Genomic DNA, 25,328 nt, shown 5'->3' with positions numbered 1-25,328 from the left:
AGTATGAGTGAGCCGGTTTTCGCACAAGAACGCGGGAAAGATCTTATGGCAGATCCATTCGGTGCGGGCGAGGGTAACTTGTTCAAGCAGGTGCTGGGCCTGCATGCTGTCGCGCGGGCCGGCCATCGCCGTAGCCTATCGGAAGAGGGAGATATGAGTCTTTTCCAGGCCGTCAGGCCCAATATCGTGCAGTCGATCCGTGCATTCCGCGTGCCGGAACTGGCGGCGGAGGCCGAGCGACTCGGGCAACACTTCCTGTACGCCAACTGTTCGCAGGCGCAAAGCAAGGCCGAAGTGCTGGAAACGATCGCCACATCGTTCCTGTTCCCTAAGCATTTCGGGAAGAACTACGACGCCTTGCACGATTGTCTGACGGATCTCGTGAGCCACTGTGGACCGCAGCCGGGGTTTGTGGTTGTGCTCGAAGGTCTGCCGATCGCCACGAAGTTCGACAAGGACGGGCGTGAAACGCTGCTGGAAGTCTTTCGCGATGCCGCCGAATTCTGGGCGGAGCGGCGTGTGAGCTTCCGCGTTTTCTATTCCTTCGCTTGAATCGATGCCGTCGCTCGAGACGGCGGAAACGATGTGACGTCCAGCAACGCGACAGGCAAAGACATTGAATTCGCGCCTATCCGCTGATCGCGTCGAGTAAAAAAGGTCCGCCATGCGGACCTTTTTCGTTGGCAGGCGCGGATTGCTCAGCCAGCCCGTCCACCCCCGAGAAACTGTTGAGCCAGTGACGCCAGATCGAGTGGCTGATCCTGCGCGACTGCGCCATTCGGCGTGAGGTGGTTGACGACCTGAGTAAGCGCTCGATGTGTACCGTAGATCGGGTTGTTGACGCGGCGGTAAATGGCGGTTAGCGAATGGGTTCGATCTTGGCGATGTCAGGCAGTTGCTGCGCCACGTTCCATGGCAGCAACTCGTCGATCCGATTGACCGGGTGATCGGCGATGCGCTCGAGCACGTAGGCGAGGTAGGCTTCGGGGTTGATGCCGTTCAAGCGTGCCGTGCCGATCAGGCTGTACATCGCCGCAGCACGCTCACCGCCCGAGTCGGCGCCGGCAAACAGATAATTGCGGCGGCCAATCGCCACGCCGCGCAGCGCACGCTCGGCAATCAGGTTATCGATCTCCGCCTGCCCGTCCTCGCAGTAATAGGCGAGCGCGGGCCAGCGGTTCAGGGAGTACTGAATCGCGCGGGTGGTGTCGGACTTCGCAGAGAGTGTTGGCAGCACTGATTCGTACCACTGCCGTAACGCTTCGAGCCGAGGTACAGCCTGTGCCTGTCGCACTTGCCGTCGCTCGTCCGGTGGTTTGCCCCGGATTTCGGCTTCTATGCGATATAGCTCGCCGATGCGGTGCAGAGCTTCTTCTGTAATGGCGTTGGGGCGTACCGCATGCAGGTCGTAGATCTTGCGTCGCGCGTGCGCCATGCACGCCGCTTCGCGGATGCTGTCGTTTTCATAAAGTGGCGCGTAACCGGCAAACGCATCGGCTTGCAGCACCCCGTTAAAGCTTGCCAGATGTCGCTGTGGGTGCTCGCCCCGTCGATCAGGCGTGTAAGCAAACCAAACGGCAGGTGCCTCATGGGAGCCGCACGGCCGGTCATCACGCACGTACACCCAGAGCCGTCCAGTCTTGGTGCTACCTCGCCCGGGCTCTAACACCGGCAATGGTGTGTCATCGCCGTGGACCTTGGTGCCGCCCAGCGCGTAGGCACGCACAGCATCCACCAGCGGATTTAACAACCAGCTCACGCGCCCCAGCCAATGCCCCATCTGCCCGGCCTCGAGTTCCACACCGTCACGGGCATAGATCGCCTGCTGGCGGTACAGCGGTTGGTGATCGAGGAATTTGCTGGTAATGATGTGCGCGAGCAGATGGGGGCCAGCCACGCCACGCTCAATCGGGCGACTCGGTGCCGGCTGCTGCACAATCGTGTCGCAGCACGCACAAGCGAGCTTGGGGCGGCGGTGGCGAATCACACGGAAGTGCGCTCGCACGTATTCGAGCTGCTCCGAGACGTCTTCTCCCAGCGGCTTGAGTTTGCCGCCACAGGCCGGGCAATCTTCGGCCTCGGGTAGGTAGACGCGCTCTTCACGCGCAAGGTGTTCTGGCAGCGCCTGGCGCTCGGATCGGACTTTTACTTGGGACTTAATCGGCGTGGCAGCCTCGGTGGCACCTTCGGCGGCTTGCAAGTCCTCCAGACGCAGCTCGAGTTGTTCGATCTGGCGTGCGAGCTTCTCGGATTTTCGTCCAAACTGCATGCGCTTGAGCTTGTCGATGAGCAGCTTCAAATGCGCAATCTCTTGCTCGCGCGATGTGAGGCGCGTTTGCAGCGCGGCGAGCTGTATTTCGCGCTCGTGCAAAACCTGCTGGCTAGCCAACACCAACGCCTTGAGGGCATCGATGTCGTCAGGCAGATTGGCGCGGGAGAAGCTCATGACGTAAGCCTATCGTCCAGTGCGCCCGCTGCCTATCGGATATCTCCCAAAAAATACGTTATCTCGCACTGCGTGGGCGAGCCGCGTCGATGGGCTCGCGCCAATCGAACCCTTCAAGCAAGAGTGAGAGCTGCGCAGTGGTGAGTGCCACGACACCACCATCGGCCCGTGGCCACGCGAAGCGACCTTTCTCCAGCCGCTTGGCCAGCAAGCACAATCCGCCATCGCTCCAGCACAGCGCTTTGAGCAAATCACCACGACGACCACGAAACAGGAAGATGTGCCCCGAGAACGGATCCTTATGCAGCACCGACTCGACCTTGGCAGCTAAACCATTGAAGCCGCAGCGCATATCTGTCACGCCAGCGGCGATCCACACACGCGTGTTCGAGGGCAACCCGATCATGTGCGTAGCTCCGAAATCAACTCGCGCAGTAACTCCAAACTCAGCGGACCATCGAAGCGCATTGTGCCGCCACGCATCACCAACTCGATCTTCCCCTCGTGCCTCGATGAACATCGTGAGGTCGGGACTGCTTGGTCTGCCGTCGGCGTGGCGATGCCAACGAGAGCCTTCGTGATCGTCACGGGAACAAACTCGGTCACCGAAGCCGCGGAACTCTGGCGAGTAACAAGCTCAGGTGTGACATCACCGTAAGCGCCAGCCAGATAATGCCGGCGCCATTTGAATAACAAGTTGGCGTTGATGCCTGCCTTGCGCGCTGTCAAAGCAACCGACGCACCTGGCCTTAACGTTGCCTCGACCGTCGCGCGCTTGAACTCCATTGGGAAATTCGCTCGTCGGTAAGGTACCGCTTCCACAGCCACACTCAAAACCTTGTCCACTTTTGTGCCCACCATTTCATTTGGTGGACGCAAAAGTACCCACATACTCTCCTCGCATCAAGACGGTACTCCTCGAGCCTTTACCGACCTGAGGCAGAAGGGCCGACAACTCCTGTGCCGCCTCGCTCTCGGAAATGCCTGCGGTGCCTGCCAATTGCTGCAGTTGCCCGCCCGGACCGAGCGCCTGAGTGACCTGATCTGCCGTCACGGGCTGATTGGCGCCGGTGCCGACCCACGAGTTCACGGCCTCGCCCAGTCCGCCCTGGCTGAGAATCTGCGTCAGACCGCCGAGTCCGCCGAGCGAGCCGATCAGATCGCCGGGAGACGTCGTCGGCGTGCCCGCACCGGCCGCAGGCGATTGCGCACCGCCGAGGAGTCCACCCAACAGGTCGCCCAGACCACCCGCCGCACCGCCCGCCGTTGCGCCGCCACCCAGCATGCCGCCAAGGGCGCCGCCCAACGAGCCGAGCAAACCACCGCCTTCGCCGTTCTGTCCCTGTGCGTTGCCTGAACGGCTCGCAATCATTGCGAGCAAGCCCATGAGAAGTAATGTCTTCGTGTCGAACCCGCCACCACCGGCCTGAGCGCCGGGCCTACTACCGAGAATGTTATCGAGGATACCCATGACGATTACTCCTTTAGGCTTGTGAGGCCATTTTCTGAATCATCGATGCTTACCAGCCGCCCCAGCGGGCAGCCAACGCGGCGAGCACTGCAATGCCCGCCGTTTCGGTCCGAAGAATACGCTCCCCAAGGCGAATCGCCGTGAATCCGGCTTGCCGCGCGAGCGCTTCCTCGTTAGGCGCCAGCCCGCCTTCCGGGCCGAAGAGCAGCACGCCGGGTTGCGATGGCGCTTCCCGCGGTAGCGAATCGAATCCGCTGTCTGCTCTAGGTGACAATAGCACACGCCATACGTCCCCTTTTATGGCATCCCGCTCACCGCCCTGATCGGACTTTCGGCCCACTTCCGGATCGCTTAGCCACGCCCCGATAGAACGGATGGGCAGCACGCGCGGTACGCGGTTGCGACCGCATTGTTCGCACGCTGCCTGGACGAGCGCCTGCCAGTGGGCAACGCGTTTCGCGGCGCGCTCACCATCGAGCCGAATGACCGAGCGCTCGGTCGCCAGCGGCTGAATTTCCGCCACACCAAGCTCAATGGCTTTCTCGATCAGCCAGTCCATCTTGTCGCCGCCGGCGATGCCTTGTGCCAGCGTCACGTGATACGGCGGCTCGGCTTCCCGAGTATCGTGATCCCCGAGTTGCGCTGTGGCATGGCGCTTCTCCAGCGTTGTCAGGACTGCCGGATATTCACCGCCTGTGCCGTTGAACACCGTGAGGGCATCGCCCGCCTTCAGGCGCAATACCTGCACGTGACGGACAACGGTATCGGGAAGATCGAGCAGAGCGCCGGCGTGCAGCGGCGCATCGATGAAAAAGCGAGGCATTGGGGCAAGGAGGAAGAGGGTTTGCCGTGGGTGACGCGGGGACTTCGGGGACGAAGCATACCGCAACGCCCCGAAGGCTCATACCGGAAGGCGTCTAGCTGCGTGGCGTGACCGGTCGGGCGAAGCCCCATCGATAGCCGTCCGGGTCTTCCAACTGGCAGAAACGATCACCCCAGAATTGGTCGCTCGGAGGCATGAGTCCCTTGGCGCCAGCCGCTGTCGCGCGGGCGTAGAGCGCGTCGACGTCTTCCGTATAGACGTAAAAACTCTGGGGCGCCTCAATGCCGGAGGTGCGTGGGGTACGTGCCGTCGTCGCGAATGCGCCCTCGGGCGCGAACATCAGGATCAGTTGTCCTTGATAGAACATTTCGACATGCATGACGGCGCCATCGTCGTCCACCATGTCGTGAACGGTAAAGCCGAACGCCTGTTCATAGAACGCCGCAGAGGCTTTGGCGTCACGCACGGTCAGGTAGGGCGTGAGCCATGGCACGTGGGATGGACGGGGATCGGACATGTCGGTGCTCCGGTGAAGTCGCCGGCCGGGCGGATCGAGGGGTAGGCCGATGAGTCGAGACGAGTTCCCAATATACAAGGAACGCGTAGGCACTTCACCCATGTCGCGGTCATGCGCGGCGGGATGCCAAAGCACGCCGCTCCCCGATACGCTAACGTGCTGCTGCCATGGCCGCTGCCGTCACCGCTTTCGTCGTCTCTTCCGTTGTCTCCTCCGTCGTATCTTCCGTCACCCTTGCCCGAGGACGTCGCGTAATTCCGGCGCGATGTCGAAGAGCACCGCGTGGCGCAACGGTGAGTAATGCCGCAACCTTTGAAGTGGAGCGGGCAGCGGGGTGGACGCGAGTGCGCCAAGTTCGCGCATGCCGAGCGTGTCGCTGGCCAGTGCGAGCGCCCATTGCGTGCCGTATAGCGGCACGTAGGCAGTCATCGGCAGGACATGGACGAACACCGAGCGCAACGCGTCGAGCATGCGGCGTACCCGAGCGCCTTCGAGCCACGGGCCCCCGAGTTGCAGCGCGATGCCGCCGCGTGGCGTGAGCAGGGAGCGGGCGTTGCTGAAGAACGGCGCGTCGTGCAGGGAGGCGGCGTCGCCATCGGCTTCGGTAAGGTCGAAGACCACGGCGTCGAATCGGTCGCCCTTCGCCATGGCGGCCTCCACGAGATCCCGTGCGTCCCCGACGACGAGTGTCGTACGCGGATCGTCGAACGCGCCATCGGGCAGCGTCGGCATGTGCTGCAGGATGGCTGCGGGCACCTGTGCGTCGAGCTCCGCAACGACGACTTCCTTTACGCTGGCGTGACGCAGGACTTCCCGCGCCGAGCCGCCATCGCCCCCGCCGAGGATGAGCACGCGTTGCGCGTCGCCATGCGCAAGCAGGAGCGGGTGCACCATGCATTCATGGCAGATGTGAGCGTCCGCCAGCGACGCCATGAAACGGCCGTCGAGCCGATATGCTCGCCCAAGATCGCCGAACGCCGGTAAATCCACGATCTCGATGTGCTGATGCGCCGATGTCGCCGCGTAGACGGTGTGCCCTGCGAACGTATAGCCTGCCCACGGCCCGAGTGGTGCGGCAAACGACGTGCCCGCAAGCGGCGTACCGGGCATTTCATGGCTGGAATCGGCGGTGAGGGTGTCGCGTTTGGTGGGCATTGCTAAGACAACTTCCTCTAATTTGTGTCGATCACGTCACTTCTTCGCATGATTCCACGTTCCCGTGCTTTGAGGAAGTTCGCCGTGATCGACCCGGGCAAGGGTCGATTCTGGTAAAATCTTGGTCTTTTCCTGCATTTGAATTTCGCGCGGCAGCTCGCGGCAACGGGGCACGCCCGCTCTTCCGGCTGGTCACCATGACGAACTCCTCTCCTGCAACGGCTGCGCTGATGGCCTCTGCCATTCGCGTCCTTTCCATGGACGCGGTCCAACAGGCCAACTCCGGTCACCCTGGCGCGCCGATGGGCATGGCCGATATCGCGGTCGCTCTCTGGGGCCGCCATCTCAAGCACAACCCGGTCAATCCGCACTGGGCCGATCGCGACCGCTTCGTCCTGTCGAACGGCCACGGCTCGATGTTGATTTACTCGTTGTTGCATCTCACGGGTTACGACCTGCCGATCGAAGAACTCAAGCACTTCCGTCAATTGCACAGCAAGACGCCGGGCCACCCGGAAGTGGGTATCACCCCGGGCGTCGAGACGACCACGGGGCCGTTGGGCCAGGGCATTACCAACGCCGTGGGCTTCGCACTCGCCGAAGCGCTGCTCGCCAAGGAATTCAACCGTCCGGGCAACAATATCGTTGACCACTATACGTATGCATTCCTCGGCGATGGCTGCCTGATGGAAGGTATCTCGCACGAGGCTTGTTCGCTGGCCGGTACGCTGCGTCTGAACAAGCTCATCGCACTGTACGACGATAACGGCATCTCGATCGACGGTGACGTCGAGTACTGGTTTGCCGACGATACGCCGAAGCGCTTCGAGGCATATGGCTGGAACGTGATTCGCGGTATCGATGGTCACGATGCCGACGCGGTCGACGCTGCCATTGCGCAAGCCAAGACGTCGGATCGTCCGACGCTGATTTGCTGCAAGACGCTGATCGGCAAGGGCGCGCCGAACAAGGAAGGCGGTCACGACGTGCACGGCGCGCCGCTGGGCGCCGACGAAATCGCGGCGACGCGTGCTGCGCTGGGCTGGAATCTGCCGCCGTTCGAAGTGCCGGCCGAAGTGTACGCTGCGTGGGATGCGAAGGCCGCCGGTCAACAAGCCGAAGCCGCCTGGAACGAGCGTTTTGCCGCCTATCGCAGCCAATTCCCTGAGCAAGCTGCCGAATTCGAGCGCCGTATGAAGGGCGAACTGCCGGGCGACTTCAAGTCGGCGGCGGCGGCGCTCATTGCCAAGACCAACGAAAAGGCAGAGACGGTGGCGACGCGCAAGGCGTCGCAACTGGCCATCGAAGGTCTCGCGGCGGTGCTGCCGGAGTTCCTGGGCGGCTCGGCAGATCTGACCGGCTCGAACCTCACGAACTGGAAGGCCAGCAAGGCCGTTCGCGCCAATGCGCAAGGCGTGCAATTCGGCAACCACATCAACTATGGTGTGCGCGAATTCGGCATGAGCGCGATCATGAACGGCATTGCACTGCACGGCGGCTACATCCCGTTCGGCGGCACCTTCCTGACGTTCTCCGATTACAGCCGCAATGCGCTGCGCATGGCGGCGCTCATGAAGTTGCGCTCGATCTTCGTGTTCACGCACGACTCGATCGGTCTGGGCGAAGACGGCCCGACGCACCAGTCGATCGAGCATGTCTCGAGCCTGCGCCTGATTCCGCAAATGGACGTGTGGCGTCCGTGCGATACGACGGAAACGGCGGCCGCCTGGGTGGCCGCAGTGGAACGTCACGACGGTCCGTCGAGCCTGGTGCTCAGCCGTCAGAATCTGCCGTTCGTGTCGCGCAGCGATGCGCAGATCGCGGATATCCGTCGTGGCGGCTATGTGCTGCGTGACGCCGCCAACGCGCAGATCGTTCTGATCGCGACCGGCTCGGAAATGGATCTGGCCCTCAAGGGCGCCGACGTGCTGGCTGCCGAGGGAATCGCCGCGCGGGTGGTGTCCATGCCGTCGACCAACGTGTTCGACCGTCAGGACAAGGCGTACCGCGAGAGCGTGCTGCCGCGCGGTGTGCCGCGTGTGGCCATCGAAGCCGGCGTGACGGCGTTCTGGCACAAGTACGTCGGCCTGGAAGGCGGCGTGGTTGGCATCGATACCTTCGGCGAGTCGGCCCCGGCCGGCGTGCTGTTCAAACACTTCGGCTTCACCGTCGACCATGTGGTCGCGACGGTCAAGTCCGTGCTTGGCTGATTTCGTTAGACCCTACGGAGATACCCCCATGACCATTCGCGTCGCTATTAACGGCTACGGCCGTATCGGCCGCAACGTACTGCGTGCCCACTATGAAGGCGGTAAGAAGCACGACATCGAAATCGTTGCCATCAACGACCTCGGTAACGCGCAGACGAACGCTCACCTCACGCAATACGACACGGCGCACGGCAAATTCCCGGGCACCGTGACGGTCGATGGCGACTACATGGTCGTCAACGGCGACAAGATCCGCGTGCTGGCCAACCGCAACCCGGCCGAACTGCCGTGGGGCGAACTGGGCGTGGACGTCGTGCTCGAGTGCACGGGCTTTTTCACCACGAAGGAAAAGGCCAGCGCCCACCTGAAGGGCGGCGCGAAGAAGGTCATCATCTCGGCACCGGGCGGCAAGGATGTGGACGCCACCGTGGTGTTCGGTGTGAACGAAGGTGTGCTCAAGTCGACCGACACGGTCATCTCGAACGCCTCGTGCACCACGAACTGCCTGGCGCCGCTGGTCAAGCCGCTGCATGACAAGATCGGTCTGGAAACGGGTCTGATGACGACCGTTCACGCTTACACGAACGATCAAGTGCTGACCGACGTCTACCACGAAGACCTGCGTCGCGCCCGCTCGGCCACGATGAGCATGATCCCGACGAAGACGGGCGCTGCTTCGGCTGTCGGTCTGGTGCTGCCGGAACTCAATGGCAAGCTCGACGGCTACGCCATCCGCGTTCCGACGATCAACGTGTCGATCGTCGATCTGTCGTTCATCGCCAAGCGCGATACGACGGTGGACGAAGTCAACGCGATCCTGAAGGAAGCCGCTGAAGGTTCGCTCAAGGCCATCGCAACGTACAACACGGCGCCGCTGGTGTCGGTCGACTTCAACCACAACCCGGCATCGTCGAACTTCGACGGCACGCTGACGAAGGTTTCGGGTCGTCTGGTGAAGGTCAGCTCCTGGTACGACAACGAGTGGGGCTTCTCGAACCGTATGCTCGACACCACTGTCGCGCTGATGGCTGCGAAGTAATCGCCGGTACCGAAGCAAAAAAGCCGCTGTCTCTCGACAGCGGCTTTTTTATTTTGGCGGGTTCGCGCCAGACGTGTCCGGCACGACGCCTCTTGTAGCGATGCGGAATCAGGCCGAGCGTGTACGGGTCTTGCGCAGCAAGCCCAGCAGAACACCCGAGATGGCGCCAACGACCAGACCGCCGATGCCGAAGTACAACTTGCGCGGAAACACCGGGCTCGCGTCGATTTGAATATTGCTCACAACACGAGTGTTGTATGACTGATCCGGCGCGAGGAGCTGAGAGACCCGATAGCGGCTGTCGTTCAATGCCGCCCGCTCGGTGCGGCTACTTTGCACTGCGCCCAGTGCCAGCAGAGAATCCGTATTCTTGGAGTGCGCAAGCGCCGCGTTCAACTGCTCCTGCGCTTTGGTGTTGGATTCGATGGCAGCGTCGATCACGCTTAGTTGTTGCTTGGGCAACGCGCGAGCGCGCTCGAGAATGGCGGCGTGTTCGGTTTCAACATGTTGTGCGGCTACCGTCAGCACTTGTTGTGCTTCTTCAGGCGAGCGTCCGCGTGTGGTTATCTCGACGTAGGCCGTGCCCGGCATGGTGCGCGCTTTCAGTGCGCCCCACGCCGTCATGCGACGCAAAGCGTCCACGTCGCCTTGCTTCTCCGGGAATACGTCAGCCATGACCTTGTCGCGGAATGTGCTGAGCTGAATTCGACCGACGGTTTGCTGAAGCGATTCGATCAATGGGCCGTCGGGACCCACGACGGGCGAGCCAGCGGCGCGGCCGATTTGTAGGGTCACCGTGCCCTGCCACTGCTTGTGAATCGCAAAAGTGCCGGCAATACCGATCACAGCACCTAATACAGCCAGGCCAGCGATCCTTTTCAGATTTTCGCGAATGAATCCGAGAACATCTGCGAACGTAATTTCGTCTACGTCATTCTGTGCCATGTCGTTGGGCAAATCGTCGTGGGTCATAGAGGGGCCAAGCGTTAATGCGGTCCCGTGAAGACGCAAATTGCGTCTATACGTGGTTGACGGAGGAATATTGTAGACGATGCGCTACGGCGCTCAGTTCACCTGGATCGCACGGGACATGAAAAATCCCAGAATGCCTTCTCGGGAAAGCGCTCTGGCAAAGTCTCTTTTAGTTTTTCTGGCGATGCGGGCAAGGGTCCTTCGTGCAGCTGCCGTACATGGCGAGCGAGTGCTCCTGGAGCGCGAAACCGCGTTCCTTGGCAATCAACTTCTGGCGGCGTTCGATTTCCGCGTCGAAGAATTCCTCGACACGGCCGCAGTCCATACACACGAGATGGTCGTGGTGGTGGCCTTCGTTGAGCTCGAAAACGGCCTTGCCGGATTCAAAGTTGCTGCGCGACAATAGCCCGGCCTGCTCGAATTGCGTCAGCACACGGTAGACCGTGGCCAGACCAATGTCGAGATTTTCGCCGAGCAGATGACGATATACGTCTTCAGCGGTCAAGTGGCGCACCTCACTGTTCTGGAAGATTTCCAGAATCTTGAGGCGCGGAAGCGTGGCTTTCAGTCCGATATTTTTCAGATCGGCGGGATTCGGCATCGCTCTACGTCCCTAGAGTACAATACAGCCCCAATAATAATGCCTTTTTGCCTTGCCCGGGCGCAAACCGGGGCAAACGGGACGGTTGTGCCGTCAACGGGGGCGATGTGGCGGCGCGCCCGGCGTGCCGGATTCAAGTTCGATTTTTTTGAAAGCGAGTCAGATTTGCGTCGTTATCTCTCCCTTCCGTTCTCCGTGTGCGCTGCCGCGGCCTTTCTGGCATTGGCTGGCTGCTCGACGTACGACAGCGTGACCGACAAAGTGATCGGCGTCGTCACGCCGTATCGAATCAACATCGTTCAGGGCAACTTCGTCTCGAAGGAAGCCTATGAGCAGCTCAAGGCCGGCATGACGCGCGATCAGGTCCGTCAACTGCTCGGCACGCCGCTGCTCACCGATATCTTCCACGCGAATCGCTGGGATTACGTCTTCTACTTCAAGCGCGGTAACGCGTCGGTGGTGCAGGAACGTCACCTGAAAGTGTACTTCGAAGGTGACGCGCTGACTCGCTGGGAAGGTGGCGAGAACCTGCCGACCGAATATCAGTTGGTGCAGGAAATCGACGGCCAGAAGGGCAAGACCGTGAAGACCGAAGCGCCGGCCCCGTCGACCGCCAGCGCTGCGGCGGCTGAAGGTGCTGCGCCGTCGCCCGATGCGAGCGCTGTCGCGCCGACCGGCGTCGCCACCGTGTCGACGGACGCTGCGGCGGCCAACGTCGCTGATGCCGCCAAGCCGGCCCCGCAATCGGCGCCCTCCGCAACGCCGACGGCGCCCATGACCGGTGCCGCCGGTGCCGGGATGGGCTCCGGCCTCGTTCCCTCGCCGCGCGTGACGTCCGGCGGTGGCCTGTTCTCTGCCCCGCAATAAGTCGCGTCAGCGCGTAACGGCTTGCCGGCATACGTGCATAAAGTGCATCACGTGCATCACGGCTGCGGTAAGCCCCGGTAAGCCGCAGAACGACTGTAGAAAGTAGACGAAAGACTCACCATGATGAAGATTGCGATTGCTGGCGCCTCCGGCCGTATGGGCCGGATGCTGATCGAAACCGTACTCGCGGCGGACGATGCCGAACTCGTTGGCGCGCTCGACCGCGAAGGCAGCCCCGCACTCGGCATCGATGCCGGGGCATTCCTGGGGCGCGACACGGGGGTGAAGATCACGTCGGACCTCAACGCCGCGCTGGCCAATGCCGAATACCTGATCGATTTCACGCGCCCCGAGGGCACGCTGGCCCATCTGGCCGCCGCCGAGAAGCACGGCGTGAAGATGATCGTCGGCACGACCGGTTTCTCCGACGCCGACAAGGCGCTGCTGGCCAAGGGCGCAGAGCGTGTTGCGGTCGTCTTTGCGCCGAACATGAGCGTGGGCGTGAACGCCACGTTCAAGCTGCTCGAAATCGCCGCCAAGATCCTGAACACGGGGTACGACATCGAGATCATCGAGGCGCACCACCGTCACAAGGTCGATGCCCCGTCGGGCACGGCGTTGCGCATGGGCGAAGTCGTGGCGCAGGCGCTGGGCCGAGACCTGAAGGAATGCGCCATTTACGGCCGCGAGGGCGTCACCGGCGAGCGCGACCCGTCCACCATCGGTTTCGCCACCGTGCGCGGCGGCGATATCGTGGGCGATCACACGGTCCTGTTTGCCGGCATTGGCGAGCGTATCGAGATCACGCACAAGTCGTCGAGCCGCCTGTCGTACGCTCAGGGCTCGCTGCGCGCCGCTCGCTTTCTCGCGCAACACAAGACCGGTCTGTTCGACATGCAGGACGTGCTGGGCCTACGTTGATCCAGCGCGGGCATCGCACCGGGCTTCACCAGGCAATCGGTGGTGCCGCAGCGCGTCGGGTGACGCATTGTCGGCGCCATCGGTAGCATCTTCCGGTGAACGGTACCTTGCGTACCCAGCGGAAAACCCGGCGGCCACGCCCTTGGCCGACTTCATGTCAGGTGTCGGCACCCCGCTCACCAACGGGAAGCCAAAGTGACGCAAACGTCACGCCCCCTCGCCAACGTCACGCCGAATCGACCTCCGGCGGCGTTATAATCATCGTTTTCCCCGGATCCGCCCCGTAAATTCTGCGTACCGCGCACCTGTTGCCGCGTACCAACGGGGTCGAAGCCGAGCCGAATCCTATCCGCCGACCCATCATGCAAGAAAAATACGTTCCCGCCGACGTCGAAGCCACCGCCCAGTCACACTGGCAGGCCATCGATGCCTACAAGACCACCGAGCGCGCGGACAAACCGAAATTCTATTGCGTCTCGATGCTGCCGTATCCGTCGGGCAAGCTGCATATGGGGCACGTGCGCAACTACACCATCAACGACGTGATGTACCGTCAGATGCGCATGCGCGGCTACAACGTGCTGATGCCGATGGGTTGGGACGCCTTCGGCATGCCCGCCGAGAACGCCGCGATGGCCAACGGCGTGCCGCCGGCCAAGTGGACGTACGACAACATCGACTACATGAAGAAGCAGATGCAGGCGATGGGGCTGGCGATCGACTGGTCGCGCGAAGTCGCCACCTGCAAGCCGGAGTACTACCGCTGGAACCAGTGGCTGTTCCTGAAGATGCTCGAAAAGGGCGTGGTGTATCTGAAGACGGGCACCGTCAACTGGGACCCGATCGATCAGACCGTGCTCGCCAACGAGCAGGTGATCGACGGTCGCGGCTGGCGCTCGGGCGCGCTGGTGGAAAAGCGCGAAATTCCGATGTACTACATGCGTATCACCGAGTACGCCGACGAACTGCTCGGCGACCTGGACGACCTCGGCTGGCCCGAGCGCGTGAAGGTGATGCAGCAGAACTGGATCGGCAAGAGCTTCGGCGTGAACTTCGGCTTCCCGTACGAACTCGACGGCGAGCAAAAACTGCTTCGTGTATTCACCACGCGTGCCGATACGATCATGGGCGTGACGTTCGCCGCCATCGCAGCGGAGCACCCGCTGGCAACGCGTCTGGCTGCGGATCGCCCGGATTTGCAGGCGTTCATCGCCGAGTGCAAGCAGGGCGGCGTGGCTGAGGCCGACATCGCCACGATGGAAAAGAAGGGCATGCCCACGGGCTTCTTCGTGACGCATCCGCTCACGGGCGACAAGGTCGAAGTCTGGATCGGCAACTACGTGTTGATGGGCTACGGCGAAGGCGCCGTGATGGGCGTGCCGGCCCACGACGAGCGCGATTTCGCGTTCGCCCGCAAGTACGATCTGCCGATTCGTCAGGTGGTGGCCGTCGAAGGCCAGACGTACTCCACGGATGCCTGGCAAGCCTGGTACGGCGAGAAGGAAGGCACGCTGATCAACAGCGGCAAGTACGATGGCCTGAGCTTTGCGGCCGCCGTCGACGCCATCGCTGCCGACCTCAAGGCGCAAGGCGTGGGCGACAAGCAGGTCACGTTCCGCCTGCGCGACTGGGGTATTTCGCGTCAGCGCTACTGGGGCACGCCGATCCCCATTATTCACTGCGATACGTGCGGCGCCGTGCCGGTCCCCGAAAAGGACCTGCCGGTTGTGCTGCCCGAAGACCTCGTGCCGGACGGTACCGGCAACCCGCTGGCCAAGTCCGAAGCGTTTCTCAAGTGCGATTGCCCGAAGTGCGGCAAGCCGGCGCGCCGTGAGACGGACACGATGGACACGTTCGTGGATTCGTCGTGGTACTTCTCGCGCTACGCCTGCCCGGACGCCAAGACCATGGTCGACGAGCGCACCGATTACTGGATGCCGATGGATCAGTACATCGGCGGTATCGAGCACGCGATCCTGCACTTGCTCTACTCGCGCTTCTGGACCAAGGTCATGCGCGACCTGGGACTGGTGAGCTTCAAGGAGCCGGCGCAGAACCTGCTCACGCAGGGCATGGTGCTCAACGAGACTTTCTATCGCGAGGATGCGGCGGGCAAGAAGACCTGGTTCAACCCGCTCGACGTGCAGGTTCAGTTCGACGACAAGGGCCGCCCGGTCGGTGCGACCTCGAAGGCCGACGGCGCAGACGTGACGCTCGGTGGCATCGAAAAGATGTCGAAGTCGAAGAACAATGGCGTCGATCCGCAGTCGCTGATCGATTCGTACGGTGCGGACACGGCGCGTTTGTTCGTGATGTTCGCCGCCCCGCCGGAGCAACAGCTCGAATGGTCGGGCGCCGGTGTGGAAGGGGCCAGCCGCTTCCTGCGTCGTCTGTGGGGCTTCGGTCAGTCGCACGCTGCGTTGCTGCGTCAGGCAGATGCGGCCATCGACACCGCGAATCCGGCGGCACAGGCGCTGCGTCTCGAAATTCACAGTGTGCTCAAGCAAGCCAACTACGACTACCAGCGTGTGCAGTACAACACGGTCGTGTCGGCGGCGATGAAGATGCTCAACGCCATCGAGAGCGACAAGGGGGCGGCCGGTGCCGGCGCGGTGCGTGAGTGCTACGGCATTCTGCTGCGCGTGCTGTACCCCGTGGTGCCGCACGTCACGCATGGTCTGTGGGTGGAACTGGGTTACGCCGCACAATCGGGCGACTTGCTCGACGCCGCGTGGCCGGAAGTCGACGAAGCGGCGCTGGTGCAGGACGAAATCGAACTCGTGCTGCAAGTGGCCGGCAAGGTGCGCGGCGCGGTGCGCGTGGCGAAGGACGCCTCGCGTGAAGCCATCGAACAGGCGGCACTCGCACACGAAATGACCGCCAAGTTCGGTGAAGGCAAGCCGGTGAAGAAAGTCATCGTCGTGCCGGGCCGTCTTGTGAACGTCGTGGTCTGATCCGCCGGTATTCATTGATTCGCGTAGTTGCGCAGTCGCGTATTCGCAAGCGCCGGGGCGGCGACCGCCGCCACCGGTGAAGTTCAAGTTTGGCCAGAAGAGGGCACATTCCGTGCAAATGACATTCGGGCAACGAGGCGTCGGTGTGACGCGCAGGGTTTTCGGCTGGATCGCGTTGCTGGCGACCGCATTGACGCTGAGCGCTTGCGGCTTCCAGTTGCGCGGGGCGAGCGAGTATGCGTTTCATCGTCTGTACATTTCGGGCGGTGGACAGATGGCGACCGATATCTCGCGATACATCCGCTACGGTAGCAAGGGCACCGTGGTCGTCACCGATCCGAAAGATGCGGACGCGCGGCTGGAGATCGTGGGCATTAGCAACACCCGTACGGCGGTCAGTCTGGATTCGAACGGTCAGGCGCGCGAGTATGAAATGCGCAGCGCATTCACGTTTCAGCTTGTGACACCGGACGGCAGACCCATCATTCCGTTGACGACCATCCGCCTGGTGCGCAATTTGCCGTACAGCGACAACGAGACGACGGCGCGCGACACGGAAGCGGCGCTGCTCAATCGCGATATGCAAAAGGATGCCGTCGATCAGATCATTCGACGCATGGAAGCGGTGAAGTCCATGCCGGAAATCAAGCGCGAAGAGTAATTTCCGAACCGTTCGCAGGCACATACCGACAGTCATCATGCAATTGCGGCCCGACGCGCTCGACGCGCACCTCGCCAAAACCCTCTCGCCGGTCTACACGATTTACGGCGACGAGAGCCTGCTCGTCCAGGAGGCGGTGGATCGCGTGCGTGCGGCGGCGCGTGCGGGCGGGTACACCGAGCGCGACGTGCTGAGTGTCGAGCGCAGCTTCGATTGGGGCGCGCTTGCCAATGCCGGACAATCGATGTCGCTCTTCGGCGACCGCAAGCTCATCGAACTGCGCATTCCCGGCGGCAAGCCGGGCAAGGACGGCGGTGCGGCGCTCAAGGCGCATGCCGATGCGGCCAATAGCGATGTGCTGACCATCATCACGCTTCCCCGACTCGACGCGGCAGCCAGCAAGTCCGATTGGTTCACGTCGCTCGATCGCGTGGGCGTGACGGTGAAGGTCGATCCGGTCGACCGTGTGCGTTTGCCGGACTGGATCGCCCAGCGCCTCGGTATGCAGGGGCAGCGGGTCGAAGCGGGTGAGCCGGGGCGGCGCGTATTGCAGTTCATCGCCGATCGCGTCGAAGGCAACCTGCTTGCCGCGCATCAGGAAATTCAGAAACTGGGCCTGCTGTATCCGTCGGGCACCCTGACATTCGAGCAAGTGCAGGATGCCGTGCTCAACGTTGCCCGCTACGATGTCTTCAAGCTCAGCGAAGCCGTGCTCTCGGGCGACGTGGCGCGTCTGGTGCGCATGCTCGACGGCCTGCGCGGGGAGGGCGAGGCCGCACCGCTTGTCCTGTGGGCACTGACGGAAGAGGTCCGTACGCTCGCCAAGATCACGCGCGGCATGGCGTCGGGCAAACCGCTTGCCATGCTGCTGCGGGAGTACCGTGTCTGGGGCCCGCGCGAGCGTCTGATGGAACAGGCGGCCAATCGCGTCACCGCGCCCATGCTCGCACAAGCGCTGCAACTGGCTGCTCGTCTGGACCGGCAGGTCAAGGGCTTGCGCGCCGAAGGCCTGCCGGGCGACCCGTGGGACGGCATGCTGCAACTCGGCTTGCTGCTCGCCGGCGAGCGAGCGCCGATGGCGCGCTCCGTTCGTGCGCCTCGCCCGGCGCACGCGTAGAGCGCGCCCGACATTCCCTCCTGAGCGTCTTGCCGTCTTGGGCGGTCCTGGACCGTCATGGGTCGTCATGGCTCCCGAGACACGGGAGACGCGCGAGCAAGGCCTGCGTAATTGACGGACAATCTTGCGCAACACAGGCGACATGCCAGCGGCGCTCTCCGCGTTTATCGAACGCGGCGCGCGCCGAGAGTCAATAGAACAAGAGTCAACAGAACCCATCGGCGAGACGATCGCCAACATTGAAGCCGACGATATGGATATCAACGTGGATATCAAAGCCTACATGCAGTCGCTGGGCCAACGCGCGCGCGAAGCGTCGCGTGCGATGGCGCGCGCCGATACCGCTGCCAAGAACCGCGCCCTGCTCGCGATTGCCGACGCCATCGAGCGTGAAGGCGCGAGCTTGCAGGAAGTGAACCGCCGCGACCTCGAGCGCGCACGGGCCAACGGTCAGGATGCAGCGTTCATCGACCGTCTCACGCTGTCCGACAAAGCCCTGCGCACGATGATCGAAGGGTTGCGCCAGATCGCGAGCCTGGCCGACCCCATCGGTGAAATCGGCAACGTGCGTGTGCAGCCGAGCGGCATTCAGGTCGGCCAGATGCGTGTGCCGCTGGGCGTGATCGGCATCATTTACGAATCGCGTCCCAATGTGACCATCGACGCCGCGGCGCTTTGTCTCAAGTCGGGCAACGCCACGATTCTGCGCGGCGGCTCGGAGGCCATCGAGAGCAATACGGCGCTGGCGGCGCTCATCGCCGATGCGCTGGCTGCCACCGGCCTGCCCGGGGACGCCGTGCAAGTCGTGAGCACACCGGATCGCGCGGCGGTCGGCGAGCTCATCACCATGACGGAATACGTGGACGTGATCGTGCCGCGTGGCGGCAAGAGCCTGATCGCGCGTCTGATGCAGGACGCCCGCGTGCCGATGATCAAGCACCTCGACGGCATCTGTCACGTCTATGTCGACGCGCAGGCCGACCCGGCCAAGGCGCTCGCAATTTGCGAGAACGCGAAGACGCATCGCTACGGCACCTGCAACACGATGGAGACGTTGCTCATCGATCAGCAGGCCATCGGTCAGTTGCCCGCCATCGCGCGCATGTTCCAGAGCAAGCAGGTCGAATTGCGGGGGTGCGAGCGCACGCTGGCCGCCCTGGCGCAAGCCGGCGTAAGCGGCGCCATCGCCGCAACCGAGGAAGACTGGTCGACGGAGTACCTCGCGCCGGTGCTGGCCATCCGGATCGTCGACGGCATGGCGGCGGCCATCGCCCACATCAACCATTACGGCTCGCATCACACCGACGCCATCGTGACCGAGAACTACACCGACGCCATGCAGTTCCTGCGCGAAGTGGACTCGGCCAGCGTGATGATCAACGCGAGCACGCGTTTCGCCGACGGGTTCGAGTTCGGTCTGGGCGCGGAAATCGGTATCTCGAACGACAAGCTGCACGCGCGTGGCCCCGTGGGTCTCGAAGGACTCACGAGCCTGAAGTATGTCGTGTTCGGTCACGGTGAAGTCCGCCAATGAAACGACAAGTGCTCGGCCCGGCCGACTTTCTGACAATGCCGTGGAAGAACGGTCAGGGTGTCACGACTGAACTCGCCGTGGCGCGTCGACCCGGCGAAGACGGTTTCGACTGGCGTATCAGCACGGCCACGGTGGCTGCACCCGGCCCGTTCTCGGTATTCGCCGGCATTGACCGGTCGCTCGCTATCGTCCGGGGCGGCACGCTTACGCTCAACGTGCAGGGGCGTCCGGATGTCACGTTGACGACGCACACGCCGCCCTACGCCTTCGCCGGGGAACTGGCCGTGAGCAGCACGCCGGTACTCGATGTGCCCGGCGTGCCGATTGACGACTTCAACGTCATGACACGTCGCGGCGAATGGCGGCACACGTTGACGCAACACCGTCTCGAAGGGCAGACGCTGACCTGGCCGCTGCCGGTGCATACCGCCGTGGCGTTTCTCTACTGCGCACACGGCGAGGTGCGTGTCGCCTTCGGCGATGCGCAGACGACCCTTGCGGCGGGTCATGCGCTGCTGATCAACGAGATGAACGAGATCGACCGTACCGAAGGTGGACTCAATTGCGAATTGCAGGCCGTCGACGCGGCTACAGACGTCTTCCTCACCACTCTCGCGCGCCACTGAAGTCGCTCCGACGCCACTGACGCCACTGGCGTCGCCAACGTCACTGATCCGCAAGCGCCACATCGCACCTGTGTCCTGCCCCGCCGGACACAGGCTCGCACTTCAGCATCCCGCCCACGCGGCGCGCCATCGCGCGCAGGATTCCGCGCCCGCTTCCGCCGCAGCGCTCACACGCGTGTGTCCCGGCGACCCCGCCAACCTTCCTGTCGCGCCCTCAGGACAATCCCAATACTTTTCCGGTCAGCAAAACGGCATACTTCGGTTATCCATAAGTAAATCAAGGTTCCACCCATGAAACAAAAGTGCGGCTGTGGGGCGCAAAGTGGAGCGCAAGGCGGGACGCGATGGACCCGCTGAGCGACGTGCTGAGCGATTTGCGCGCGGATGCCGTCGTCACGGGCCGCTTCACGTTCGGCGCCCCCTGGTCGTTACGCAAACCGGCGCTCGACGGTGCGCCGTTTCGCACGGCAATGGGCGAACCGTTCTATCTCGTCGTGGCGGGCATGGCGCCGGTGCGTGTCGAGCCGGGAGATTGCGTGCTGCTCCCGCATGGGCACGAGCACGTGATGTGCTCATCGCTGGACGAGGTGCCGATCGTCTTCGAAGCGATGATGTCGGCGCAGGGCATCGAGCCTCGCCTCGACACGCCGCTGGCGTTTCGCGCCGGGGGCGACGGTCCGGTAAGCGATCTGTACACCGGTGTCGTGATGTTCCGTGACCGCGTTCGTAATCCGCTGCTCGCGTCGCTGCCGCCGCTCATTCACATTCGTGCCGGCGATCCCGCCGTCCCTGCCTTGCTCACCACTACCATTGCGGGGTTCATCGAGGAATCGATGCAGAGGGGGGCGGGATGGCGTGTCGCCGTCGCACGTCTGGCCGACGTGTTGTTCGTGCAGATTCTGCGCGCCTATCTGAGCAAGCACGGTGGCGCCAGCACGCATTGGTTGCGCGGCATGACCGATCCGCAGCTGGGGCGCGCCATCGCGTCCATGCACGAAGCACCGCAGCGGCCGTGGACCGTGGAGCAACTCGCCGTGATCGCAGGCATGTCCCGCTCGAAGTTCTGTCTGCGTTTTCGCGAACTCGTCGGCGAGTCGCCGATGACGTACCTCACCACGCATCGCATGTATCTGGCGGCCGAGCGTCTCGCGGGGGCGGGCGCACGCATCGGCGACGTGGCGGATGCCGTCGGCTATGCGTCCGAAAAGGCCTTCACCCGCGCGTTTCGTCGCTGCTACGGCCTGCCACCTCGCGAATACCTGCGAAGCTGCGAACTCGGCGGCTGAGTCGGGCCGCACATACGCCTTACGTTCACCAAAGCGGCAAAGCGGCCACCGCCACCACAGTCGCGACCCCCGCGACACCCACCGCACCCGCGACAACCGTCACCCGTGAGGGTTTTCCCGTCTCTGGACGAATGGCATCCTTTTCGGGCCGCGCGGCCGTTGTCCGGCAATTTCCTCGTTGTGAGAATTCACTCGCCGTCTGCCGGTGCCCCTGGAGGCGCACCGCGGCAGCGCGCAGACACAACGGGAGAGTCAATGGAATTCCAACTCAACGGGCGGCCCTTCGTCTTCGATGGCGAAGACGACACGCCTTTGCTCTGGGTCATTCGCGATGCCGCGGGCCTGACCGGCACCAAATACGGTTGCGGCATCGGCGCGTGCGGCGCTTGCACGGTGCATATCGACGGCGTGGCCACACGCACGTGCGTGATGCCCGTCTCGGCGGTGGCCGGCAAACGCATCACGACCATCGAAGCGCTCTCGAGCGCGCGCTCGCATCCGATTCAACAGGCATGGATCGCCAAGGACGTGCCGCAATGCGGCTACTGCCAGTCCGGCATGGTCATGGCTGCCGCCGCACTGCTCGACAAGCATCCGCATCCGACCGACGCGCAAATCGACGAGGCGATGACCAATCTCTGCCGCTGCGCTACTTATCACCGTATCCGGGAGGCGATCCATGACGCGGCAAAACGCTGACACGACGACGCCCGCCACGACGCCCACCGCGCTCGCCACAACCACCAGCCCCATGGACTCACCGACCTCGCACTCACGCCGCCAGTGGCTCAAAGGCATGTCGCTGGCCGCAGGCAGTCTCATGATTCCGCTCTCGGCATCGTGGCTGGCCAGTCCCGAGGCACATGCCGCCGGGGACAACCTTGTCGAAATCAACGACTGGATTCGCATCGATCCCGACGGCACGACCGTTCTCGGCCTCTCGCAGTGTGAAGTGGGCCAGGGCGTGTACACCGGCTTGCCGCAGGTACTGGCCGACGAACTCGACGCCGACTGGCGGCGCGTGCGCGTGGAATTTGTGACGGGGCGCGACGCGTACCGGACCGCTGCGGCGAACGAAGCGTTGCAGCAGTTCGTCGGCGCGTCGATGTCCGCCACGTTGTTCTACGAGCGCCTGCGCATTGCCGGGGCACAGGCGCGCGAAGCGCTCGTGAGCGTCGCTGCCCGCCGCTTCGGCGTTCGCACGACCAATTGCGTCACGCGCGATGGCCGCGTCATGCATCCGCAATCGGGTCGTTCGTTCGGATACGGCGAGCTCGTCGCTGAAGCGGCGAATTGGCCGCTTAACCCGCATCCCCGTCTCAAGAACGAGGCGGCACATGCGTTGATCGGCAAATCGGTCGCGCGCCTCGATACGCCGTCGAAAGTGGATGGCTCGGCGATCTTCGGCGTCGACGTGAAAGTGCCGGACATGCTCGTCGGCGCGGTCCGAATGGCGCCGACCTCCGGCGGTACGCCGCTGTCCGTGCGCAATCGCGACGAGATCAAGGCACGCAAAGGCGTGCACGACGTGGTGCTCGCCAAGGACGCCGTGATCGTCGTGGCCGAAGACTACTGGCGCGCGAAGAAGGCCTGCGACGCACTCGACGTGGAATGGAAGGCCGGGCCTGCCGCCGACAGCGCGACGATTCTCTCGCAACGTCGCGAGGCGTTGCTGCACGCAAAGGGCGGCGTCGCCACCCACATCGGCGACGCGAAGGGATTGATCGCAGCGGGCGGCAAGGTCGTCACCGGGGAATACCACTCGCCCTACATCGTCCACGCGACGATGGAGCCCGTGAACGCCACCGTGCATGTGCGAAAGGACAAGGGCGAGATCGAAGTCTGGGGGCCGATTCAGGGGCAGGACAAGGTACGCTGGGCGCTCGGGGGCTTTTTCAAATTGCCGCCGGAGAAGGTCATCGTGCACACCACGTTCCTCGGCGGCAGCTTCGGGCGCAAGTATGTGCCGGACTTCGTTATTCATGCGGCCGTGGCGTCGGCTGCCGTGGGACGTCCCGTCAAGGTGATTCGCTCGCGAGAAGACGACATTCGTCACGGCTTTTATCGCCCGTGCGCGTCGGGTCGCTTCCAGGCGGTGCTCGGCAACGACGGATTGCCCAGGGCCATGCATATGCGCGTGGCCGGGCAGTCGATGTACAACGTCATCAAGAAGGACCACTACGAGAAGGCCGGTTACGACGAGACCATGCTCGATGGTCTCTACGACCTGGTCTATGCGGTGCCGAACCTGCTCGTCGAAGGCATCGACGTGCCGCAGCCGAACATTCCCGTGAGCTTCATGCGCTCAGTCGGGTCGACCTCCAGCGTGTTCTTTCTCGAGAGTTTCATCGACGAGATGGCGGAAGCGGCGGGCGTCGATCCCATCGACTATCGCAGGCGACTGCTCCGGCACGACCCGCTTGCCATACGTGTGATCGACACCACGGTGAGCTCGGCAGGATGGCAGGCGAAGGCGAAACCCGGTGTGCATCGCGGCTTCGGCTATTGCACCTACACGGGGCGCGGCGCGGCTTTCTCGACGTATGTTGCGCTCGCGGTGGAGATGCGTGTCGTGAACGATCGCTTCAAGATCGAACGCGTGGTGTGCGGCGTGGATTGCGGCCGTGCGATCAACCCGAACCTCATCCGGGCGAACATCGAAGGCGGCATTGGCTTCGCGCTGACCAACACCTTCAAGAGTCAGATCACGTTCGCCAACGGAAGCGTCGAGCAAAGCAACTTTGGCGATTATCCGCTGCTGTATCTCGCGGAGATGCCGAAAGTCGAAACGGTGATCCTGCCCAGCGACCGTCCGCCGCAGGGCTGCGGGGAAGTCTCGCTGCCGCCGATGGCGCCGGCCGTGGCGCAGGCGATTCGTCGCGCCACGGGCGTGCGGGCGCGCACCATGCCGTTGCCGCAGACGGTGACCGAGGCGCGTGCGCTGGCGACGGCGGCGTCCTCGCCCTCGTCCTCTGGAAAGGGCCACGTGTAATGGACGGGCTCGACGCCGAGGTGCTGGACGCCGTCGCACGCTGGCAGTCGCAGGGCGACGATGTCCTGCTCGCGAGTGTTGCCCGCACCTGGGGTTCGGCGCCGCGCCCGGTCGGCGCCCTGATGGCGCTGACCACGCGTGGCCGGGTGGCTGGCTCGGTGTCGGGCGGATGCATCGAGGACGACTTGCTCGCCAAGGTCGCCGCCGGCTTTCGCCCGGGCTTGCGTCCGCATGTGCAGACGTATGGCATGAGCGCCGACGAAGCCCACAGATTCGGCCTGCCCTGCGGCGGAACGCTCGAACTCGTCATCGAGCACGTGACACCGCGCAGCGAACTCGACGCCATGCGCAAAGCCATTGCCGCCGGACATCTCGGGGTGCGCGAGCTCGACTTGCGCACCGGGCAGGCGCGTGTGCGAACGGCCTCGCAACCGGTGGCGTTCGCGTACACGCCTGCGCGCCTGAGCGTGCCGTTCGGCCCGCGCTGGCGAATCATCGTGATCGGCGACGGACAACTGACCCGTCACCTTGTGAGCATGGCCGTGCCGCTCGGCTATCAGATCGTGATCTGCGATCCGCGCGATATCCACGACATGGCGATCGAGCCGACGCAGACACCGCACGTCACACGCTCGACAGAGATGCCCGACGACCTGATCGTGCGCCTGCGTCCGGACGGCAATACAGCCATCGTCGCGCTCACGCACGATCCCAAGCTCGACGACATGGCGTTGCTCGAAGCGCTCAAGTCCGATGCGTTCTATGTCGGCGCGATCGGTTCGCGGCGCAATCAGGCGTCGCGCCGCGAACGGCTGGCGATGTTCGATCTGAGCGCCGCGCAAATCGACCGCCTGCATGGCCCCGTCGGTTTGCCGCTCGGTGCGCGCACGCCGCCGGAGATCGCGCTGGCCATCCTCGCCGAGATGACGGCATTGAGAAACGGCGTCGACCTCTCTGTCGACCTTTCGTCGGGTAGCCAGTCGGCGCGTCGCGCCGATCCCTCGCCACGGATATGCGCGGCCTGAGATCGTAACGCTCCCCCCAGCGGCCGCGTGCCGAAGCGCCCGCATGAGGCGTAAGGCGCGGCCGTCTCGCAGTGCATGACGGCGGTGTAATTCGTAGTCCAATATAAACAA

23 protein-coding genes are annotated in these 25,328 nt (G+C 63.4%); 14 read left to right on the top strand and 9 right to left on the bottom strand.

Annotation, left to right across the window (positions count from 1 at the left end; genetic code table 11):
- Positions 1–3 precede the first annotated feature (3 nt).
- Positions 4–552: a barstar family protein gene (locus tag UC34_RS21395; protein WP_044457107.1), complete on the top strand. Its 549-nt coding sequence runs from the start codon at positions 4–6 to the stop codon at positions 550–552.
- A 307-nt stretch (positions 553–859) separates the two neighbouring features.
- On the opposite strand, the gene tnpC is transcribed toward UC34_RS21395, so the two are convergent.
- From tnpC to UC34_RS21360, 7 genes are all read right to left on the bottom strand, one after another.
- Positions 860–2,446, bottom strand: a complete 1,587-nt coding sequence (gene tnpC / locus UC34_RS21390; RefSeq protein WP_044453172.1) for an IS66 family transposase — start codon at positions 2,444–2,446, stop codon at positions 860–862.
- A gap of 58 nt (positions 2,447–2,504) precedes the next feature.
- Positions 2,505–2,852: an IS66 family insertion sequence element accessory protein TnpB gene (gene tnpB, locus UC34_RS21385; protein WP_044453173.1), complete on the bottom strand. Its 348-nt coding sequence runs from the start codon at positions 2,850–2,852 to the stop codon at positions 2,505–2,507.
- On the bottom strand, positions 2,849–3,337 hold the full coding sequence (gene tnpA / locus UC34_RS21380; protein WP_084070255.1) for an IS66-like element accessory protein TnpA: 489 nt from the start codon (positions 3,335–3,337) through the stop codon (positions 2,849–2,851). Before tnpA ends, tnpB begins: the two co-directional genes overlap by 4 nt.
- Positions 3,309–3,917 carry a YidB family protein gene (locus tag UC34_RS21375; protein WP_044457106.1) on the bottom strand — a complete coding sequence of 203 codons (609 nt, stop codon included), beginning with the start codon at positions 3,915–3,917 and terminating at the stop codon, positions 3,309–3,311. Before UC34_RS21375 ends, tnpA begins: the two co-directional genes overlap by 29 nt.
- 49 nt (positions 3,918–3,966) lie before the next feature.
- On the bottom strand, positions 3,967–4,740 hold the full coding sequence (locus tag UC34_RS21370) for a 16S rRNA (uracil(1498)-N(3))-methyltransferase (protein ID WP_044457105.1): 774 nt from the start codon (positions 4,738–4,740) through the stop codon (positions 3,967–3,969).
- 94 nt (positions 4,741–4,834) lie between these two features.
- On the bottom strand, positions 4,835–5,257 hold the full coding sequence (locus UC34_RS21365) for a VOC family protein (RefSeq protein ID WP_044457104.1): 423 nt from the start codon (positions 5,255–5,257) through the stop codon (positions 4,835–4,837).
- Positions 5,258–5,485: 228 nt separating this feature from the next.
- A complete protein-coding gene (locus UC34_RS21360) occupies positions 5,486–6,412 on the bottom strand; it encodes a spermine/spermidine synthase domain-containing protein (RefSeq protein ID WP_052811174.1) in 927 nt (308 codons plus the stop codon).
- A gap of 197 nt (positions 6,413–6,609) precedes the next feature.
- Here UC34_RS21360 and tkt point away from each other — a divergent pair, with 197 nt between their 5' ends.
- Positions 6,610–8,622: a transketolase gene (tkt, locus tag UC34_RS21355; RefSeq protein WP_044457103.1), complete on the top strand. Its 2,013-nt coding sequence runs from the start codon at positions 6,610–6,612 to the stop codon at positions 8,620–8,622.
- 28 nt (positions 8,623–8,650) lie between these two features.
- Positions 8,651–9,661: a type I glyceraldehyde-3-phosphate dehydrogenase gene (gap, locus tag UC34_RS21350; RefSeq protein ID WP_044457102.1), complete on the top strand. Its 1,011-nt coding sequence runs from the start codon at positions 8,651–8,653 to the stop codon at positions 9,659–9,661.
- A 108-nt stretch (positions 9,662–9,769) separates the two neighbouring features.
- Here the strand turns inward: gap and UC34_RS21345 are convergent, their stop codons facing one another.
- Together UC34_RS21345 and fur are read right to left on the bottom strand one after the other, a co-directional pair.
- Positions 9,770–10,633 (bottom strand): GumC domain-containing protein, encoded by an 864-nt coding sequence (locus UC34_RS21345; RefSeq protein WP_044457101.1) that lies wholly within the window; start codon positions 10,631–10,633, stop codon positions 9,770–9,772.
- A gap of 169 nt (positions 10,634–10,802) precedes the next feature.
- A complete protein-coding gene (gene fur, locus UC34_RS21340; protein ID WP_039393197.1) occupies positions 10,803–11,234 on the bottom strand; it encodes a ferric iron uptake transcriptional regulator in 432 nt (143 codons plus the stop codon).
- A gap of 165 nt (positions 11,235–11,399) precedes the next feature.
- Between fur and UC34_RS21335 the strand changes: the two genes are divergently transcribed.
- The 11 genes from UC34_RS21335 (at position 11,400) to UC34_RS21285 (ending at position 25,217) form a co-directional block, all read left to right on the top strand.
- A complete protein-coding gene (locus tag UC34_RS21335) occupies positions 11,400–12,101 on the top strand; it encodes an outer membrane protein assembly factor BamE (RefSeq protein WP_237165172.1) in 702 nt (233 codons plus the stop codon).
- Between the two features lie 123 nt (positions 12,102–12,224).
- On the top strand, positions 12,225–13,022 hold the full coding sequence (dapB, locus tag UC34_RS21330) for a 4-hydroxy-tetrahydrodipicolinate reductase (RefSeq protein WP_044458532.1): 798 nt from the start codon (positions 12,225–12,227) through the stop codon (positions 13,020–13,022).
- A 362-nt stretch (positions 13,023–13,384) separates the two neighbouring features.
- The gene (leuS, locus tag UC34_RS21325; RefSeq protein WP_044457099.1) at positions 13,385–15,976 is read left to right on the top strand and encodes a leucine--tRNA ligase; all 2,592 of its coding nucleotides are present in this window, start codon (positions 13,385–13,387) and stop codon (positions 15,974–15,976) included.
- Between the two features lie 145 nt (positions 15,977–16,121).
- Complete coding sequence (locus UC34_RS21320; RefSeq protein ID WP_167370677.1) at positions 16,122–16,637, top strand: LPS-assembly lipoprotein LptE; 516 nt, start codon at positions 16,122–16,124, stop codon at positions 16,635–16,637.
- Positions 16,638–16,674: 37 nt separating this feature from the next.
- Complete coding sequence (gene holA, locus UC34_RS21315; protein ID WP_044457098.1) at positions 16,675–17,754, top strand: DNA polymerase III subunit delta; 1,080 nt, start codon at positions 16,675–16,677, stop codon at positions 17,752–17,754.
- Between the two features lie 265 nt (positions 17,755–18,019).
- Positions 18,020–19,288, top strand: coding sequence for a glutamate-5-semialdehyde dehydrogenase (locus UC34_RS21310; protein ID WP_044458530.1), 1,269 nt, complete (start codon positions 18,020–18,022; stop codon positions 19,286–19,288).
- Complete coding sequence (locus UC34_RS21305; protein ID WP_044457097.1) at positions 19,285–19,914, top strand: HutD/Ves family protein; 630 nt, start codon at positions 19,285–19,287, stop codon at positions 19,912–19,914. Before UC34_RS21310 ends, UC34_RS21305 begins: the two co-directional genes overlap by 4 nt.
- A gap of 344 nt (positions 19,915–20,258) precedes the next feature.
- Complete coding sequence (locus UC34_RS21300) at positions 20,259–21,200, top strand: AraC family transcriptional regulator (protein ID WP_044457096.1); 942 nt, start codon at positions 20,259–20,261, stop codon at positions 21,198–21,200.
- 255 nt (positions 21,201–21,455) lie between these two features.
- Positions 21,456–21,899 carry a (2Fe-2S)-binding protein gene (locus tag UC34_RS21295; protein ID WP_044457095.1) on the top strand — a complete coding sequence of 148 codons (444 nt, stop codon included), beginning with the start codon at positions 21,456–21,458 and terminating at the stop codon, positions 21,897–21,899.
- A 52-nt stretch (positions 21,900–21,951) separates the two neighbouring features.
- Positions 21,952–24,192 carry a xanthine dehydrogenase family protein molybdopterin-binding subunit gene (locus UC34_RS21290; RefSeq protein ID WP_084071062.1) on the top strand — a complete coding sequence of 747 codons (2,241 nt, stop codon included), beginning with the start codon at positions 21,952–21,954 and terminating at the stop codon, positions 24,190–24,192.
- The gene (locus tag UC34_RS21285) at positions 24,192–25,217 is read left to right on the top strand and encodes an XdhC family protein (RefSeq protein ID WP_044457094.1); all 1,026 of its coding nucleotides are present in this window, start codon (positions 24,192–24,194) and stop codon (positions 25,215–25,217) included. Before UC34_RS21290 ends, UC34_RS21285 begins: the two co-directional genes overlap by 1 nt.
- Positions 25,218–25,328: the final 111 nt, after the last annotated feature.

The organism is Pandoraea vervacti (assembly GCF_000934605.2).
GTDB lineage: Bacteria > Pseudomonadota > Gammaproteobacteria > Burkholderiales > Burkholderiaceae > Pandoraea > Pandoraea vervacti.
This window is presented reverse-complemented; position numbering and strand designations above follow the sequence as displayed.

Coding starts and splice junctions, on each gene's coding strand:
- UC34_RS21285 (WP_044457094.1), top strand. CDS start 24,192: ATGGACGGGCTCGACGCCGAGGTGCTGGACGCCGTCGCACGCTGGCAG.
- UC34_RS21295 (WP_044457095.1), top strand. CDS start 21,456: ATGGAATTCCAACTCAACGGGCGGCCCTTCGTCTTCGATGGCGAAGAC.
- leuS (WP_044457099.1), top strand. CDS start 13,385: ATGCAAGAAAAATACGTTCCCGCCGACGTCGAAGCCACCGCCCAGTCA.
- holA (WP_044457098.1), top strand. CDS start 16,675: ATGCAATTGCGGCCCGACGCGCTCGACGCGCACCTCGCCAAAACCCTC.
- fur (WP_039393197.1), bottom strand. CDS start 11,234: ATGCCGAATCCCGCCGATCTGAAAAATATCGGACTGAAAGCCACGCTT.
- UC34_RS21305 (WP_044457097.1), top strand. CDS start 19,285: ATGAAACGACAAGTGCTCGGCCCGGCCGACTTTCTGACAATGCCGTGG.
- tkt (WP_044457103.1), top strand. CDS start 6,610: ATGACGAACTCCTCTCCTGCAACGGCTGCGCTGATGGCCTCTGCCATT.
- tnpC (WP_044453172.1), bottom strand. CDS start 2,446: ATGAGCTTCTCCCGCGCCAATCTGCCTGACGACATCGATGCCCTCAAG.
- tnpB (WP_044453173.1), bottom strand. CDS start 2,852: ATGATCGGGTTGCCCTCGAACACGCGTGTGTGGATCGCCGCTGGCGTG.
- gap (WP_044457102.1), top strand. CDS start 8,651: ATGACCATTCGCGTCGCTATTAACGGCTACGGCCGTATCGGCCGCAAC.
- UC34_RS21360 (WP_052811174.1), bottom strand. CDS start 6,412: ATGCCCACCAAACGCGACACCCTCACCGCCGATTCCAGCCATGAAATG.
- UC34_RS21395 (WP_044457107.1), top strand. CDS start 4: ATGAGTGAGCCGGTTTTCGCACAAGAACGCGGGAAAGATCTTATGGCA.
- UC34_RS21345 (WP_044457101.1), bottom strand. CDS start 10,633: ATGACCCACGACGATTTGCCCAACGACATGGCACAGAATGACGTAGAC.
- UC34_RS21290 (WP_084071062.1), top strand. CDS start 21,952: ATGGACTCACCGACCTCGCACTCACGCCGCCAGTGGCTCAAAGGCATG.
- UC34_RS21365 (WP_044457104.1), bottom strand. CDS start 5,257: ATGTCCGATCCCCGTCCATCCCACGTGCCATGGCTCACGCCCTACCTG.
- UC34_RS21370 (WP_044457105.1), bottom strand. CDS start 4,740: ATGCCTCGCTTTTTCATCGATGCGCCGCTGCACGCCGGCGCTCTGCTC.
- UC34_RS21300 (WP_044457096.1), top strand. CDS start 20,259: ATGGACCCGCTGAGCGACGTGCTGAGCGATTTGCGCGCGGATGCCGTC.
- tnpA (WP_084070255.1), bottom strand. CDS start 3,337: ATGTGGGTACTTTTGCGTCCACCAAATGAAATGGTGGGCACAAAAGTG.
- UC34_RS21375 (WP_044457106.1), bottom strand. CDS start 3,917: ATGGGTATCCTCGATAACATTCTCGGTAGTAGGCCCGGCGCTCAGGCC.
- dapB (WP_044458532.1), top strand. CDS start 12,225: ATGAAGATTGCGATTGCTGGCGCCTCCGGCCGTATGGGCCGGATGCTG.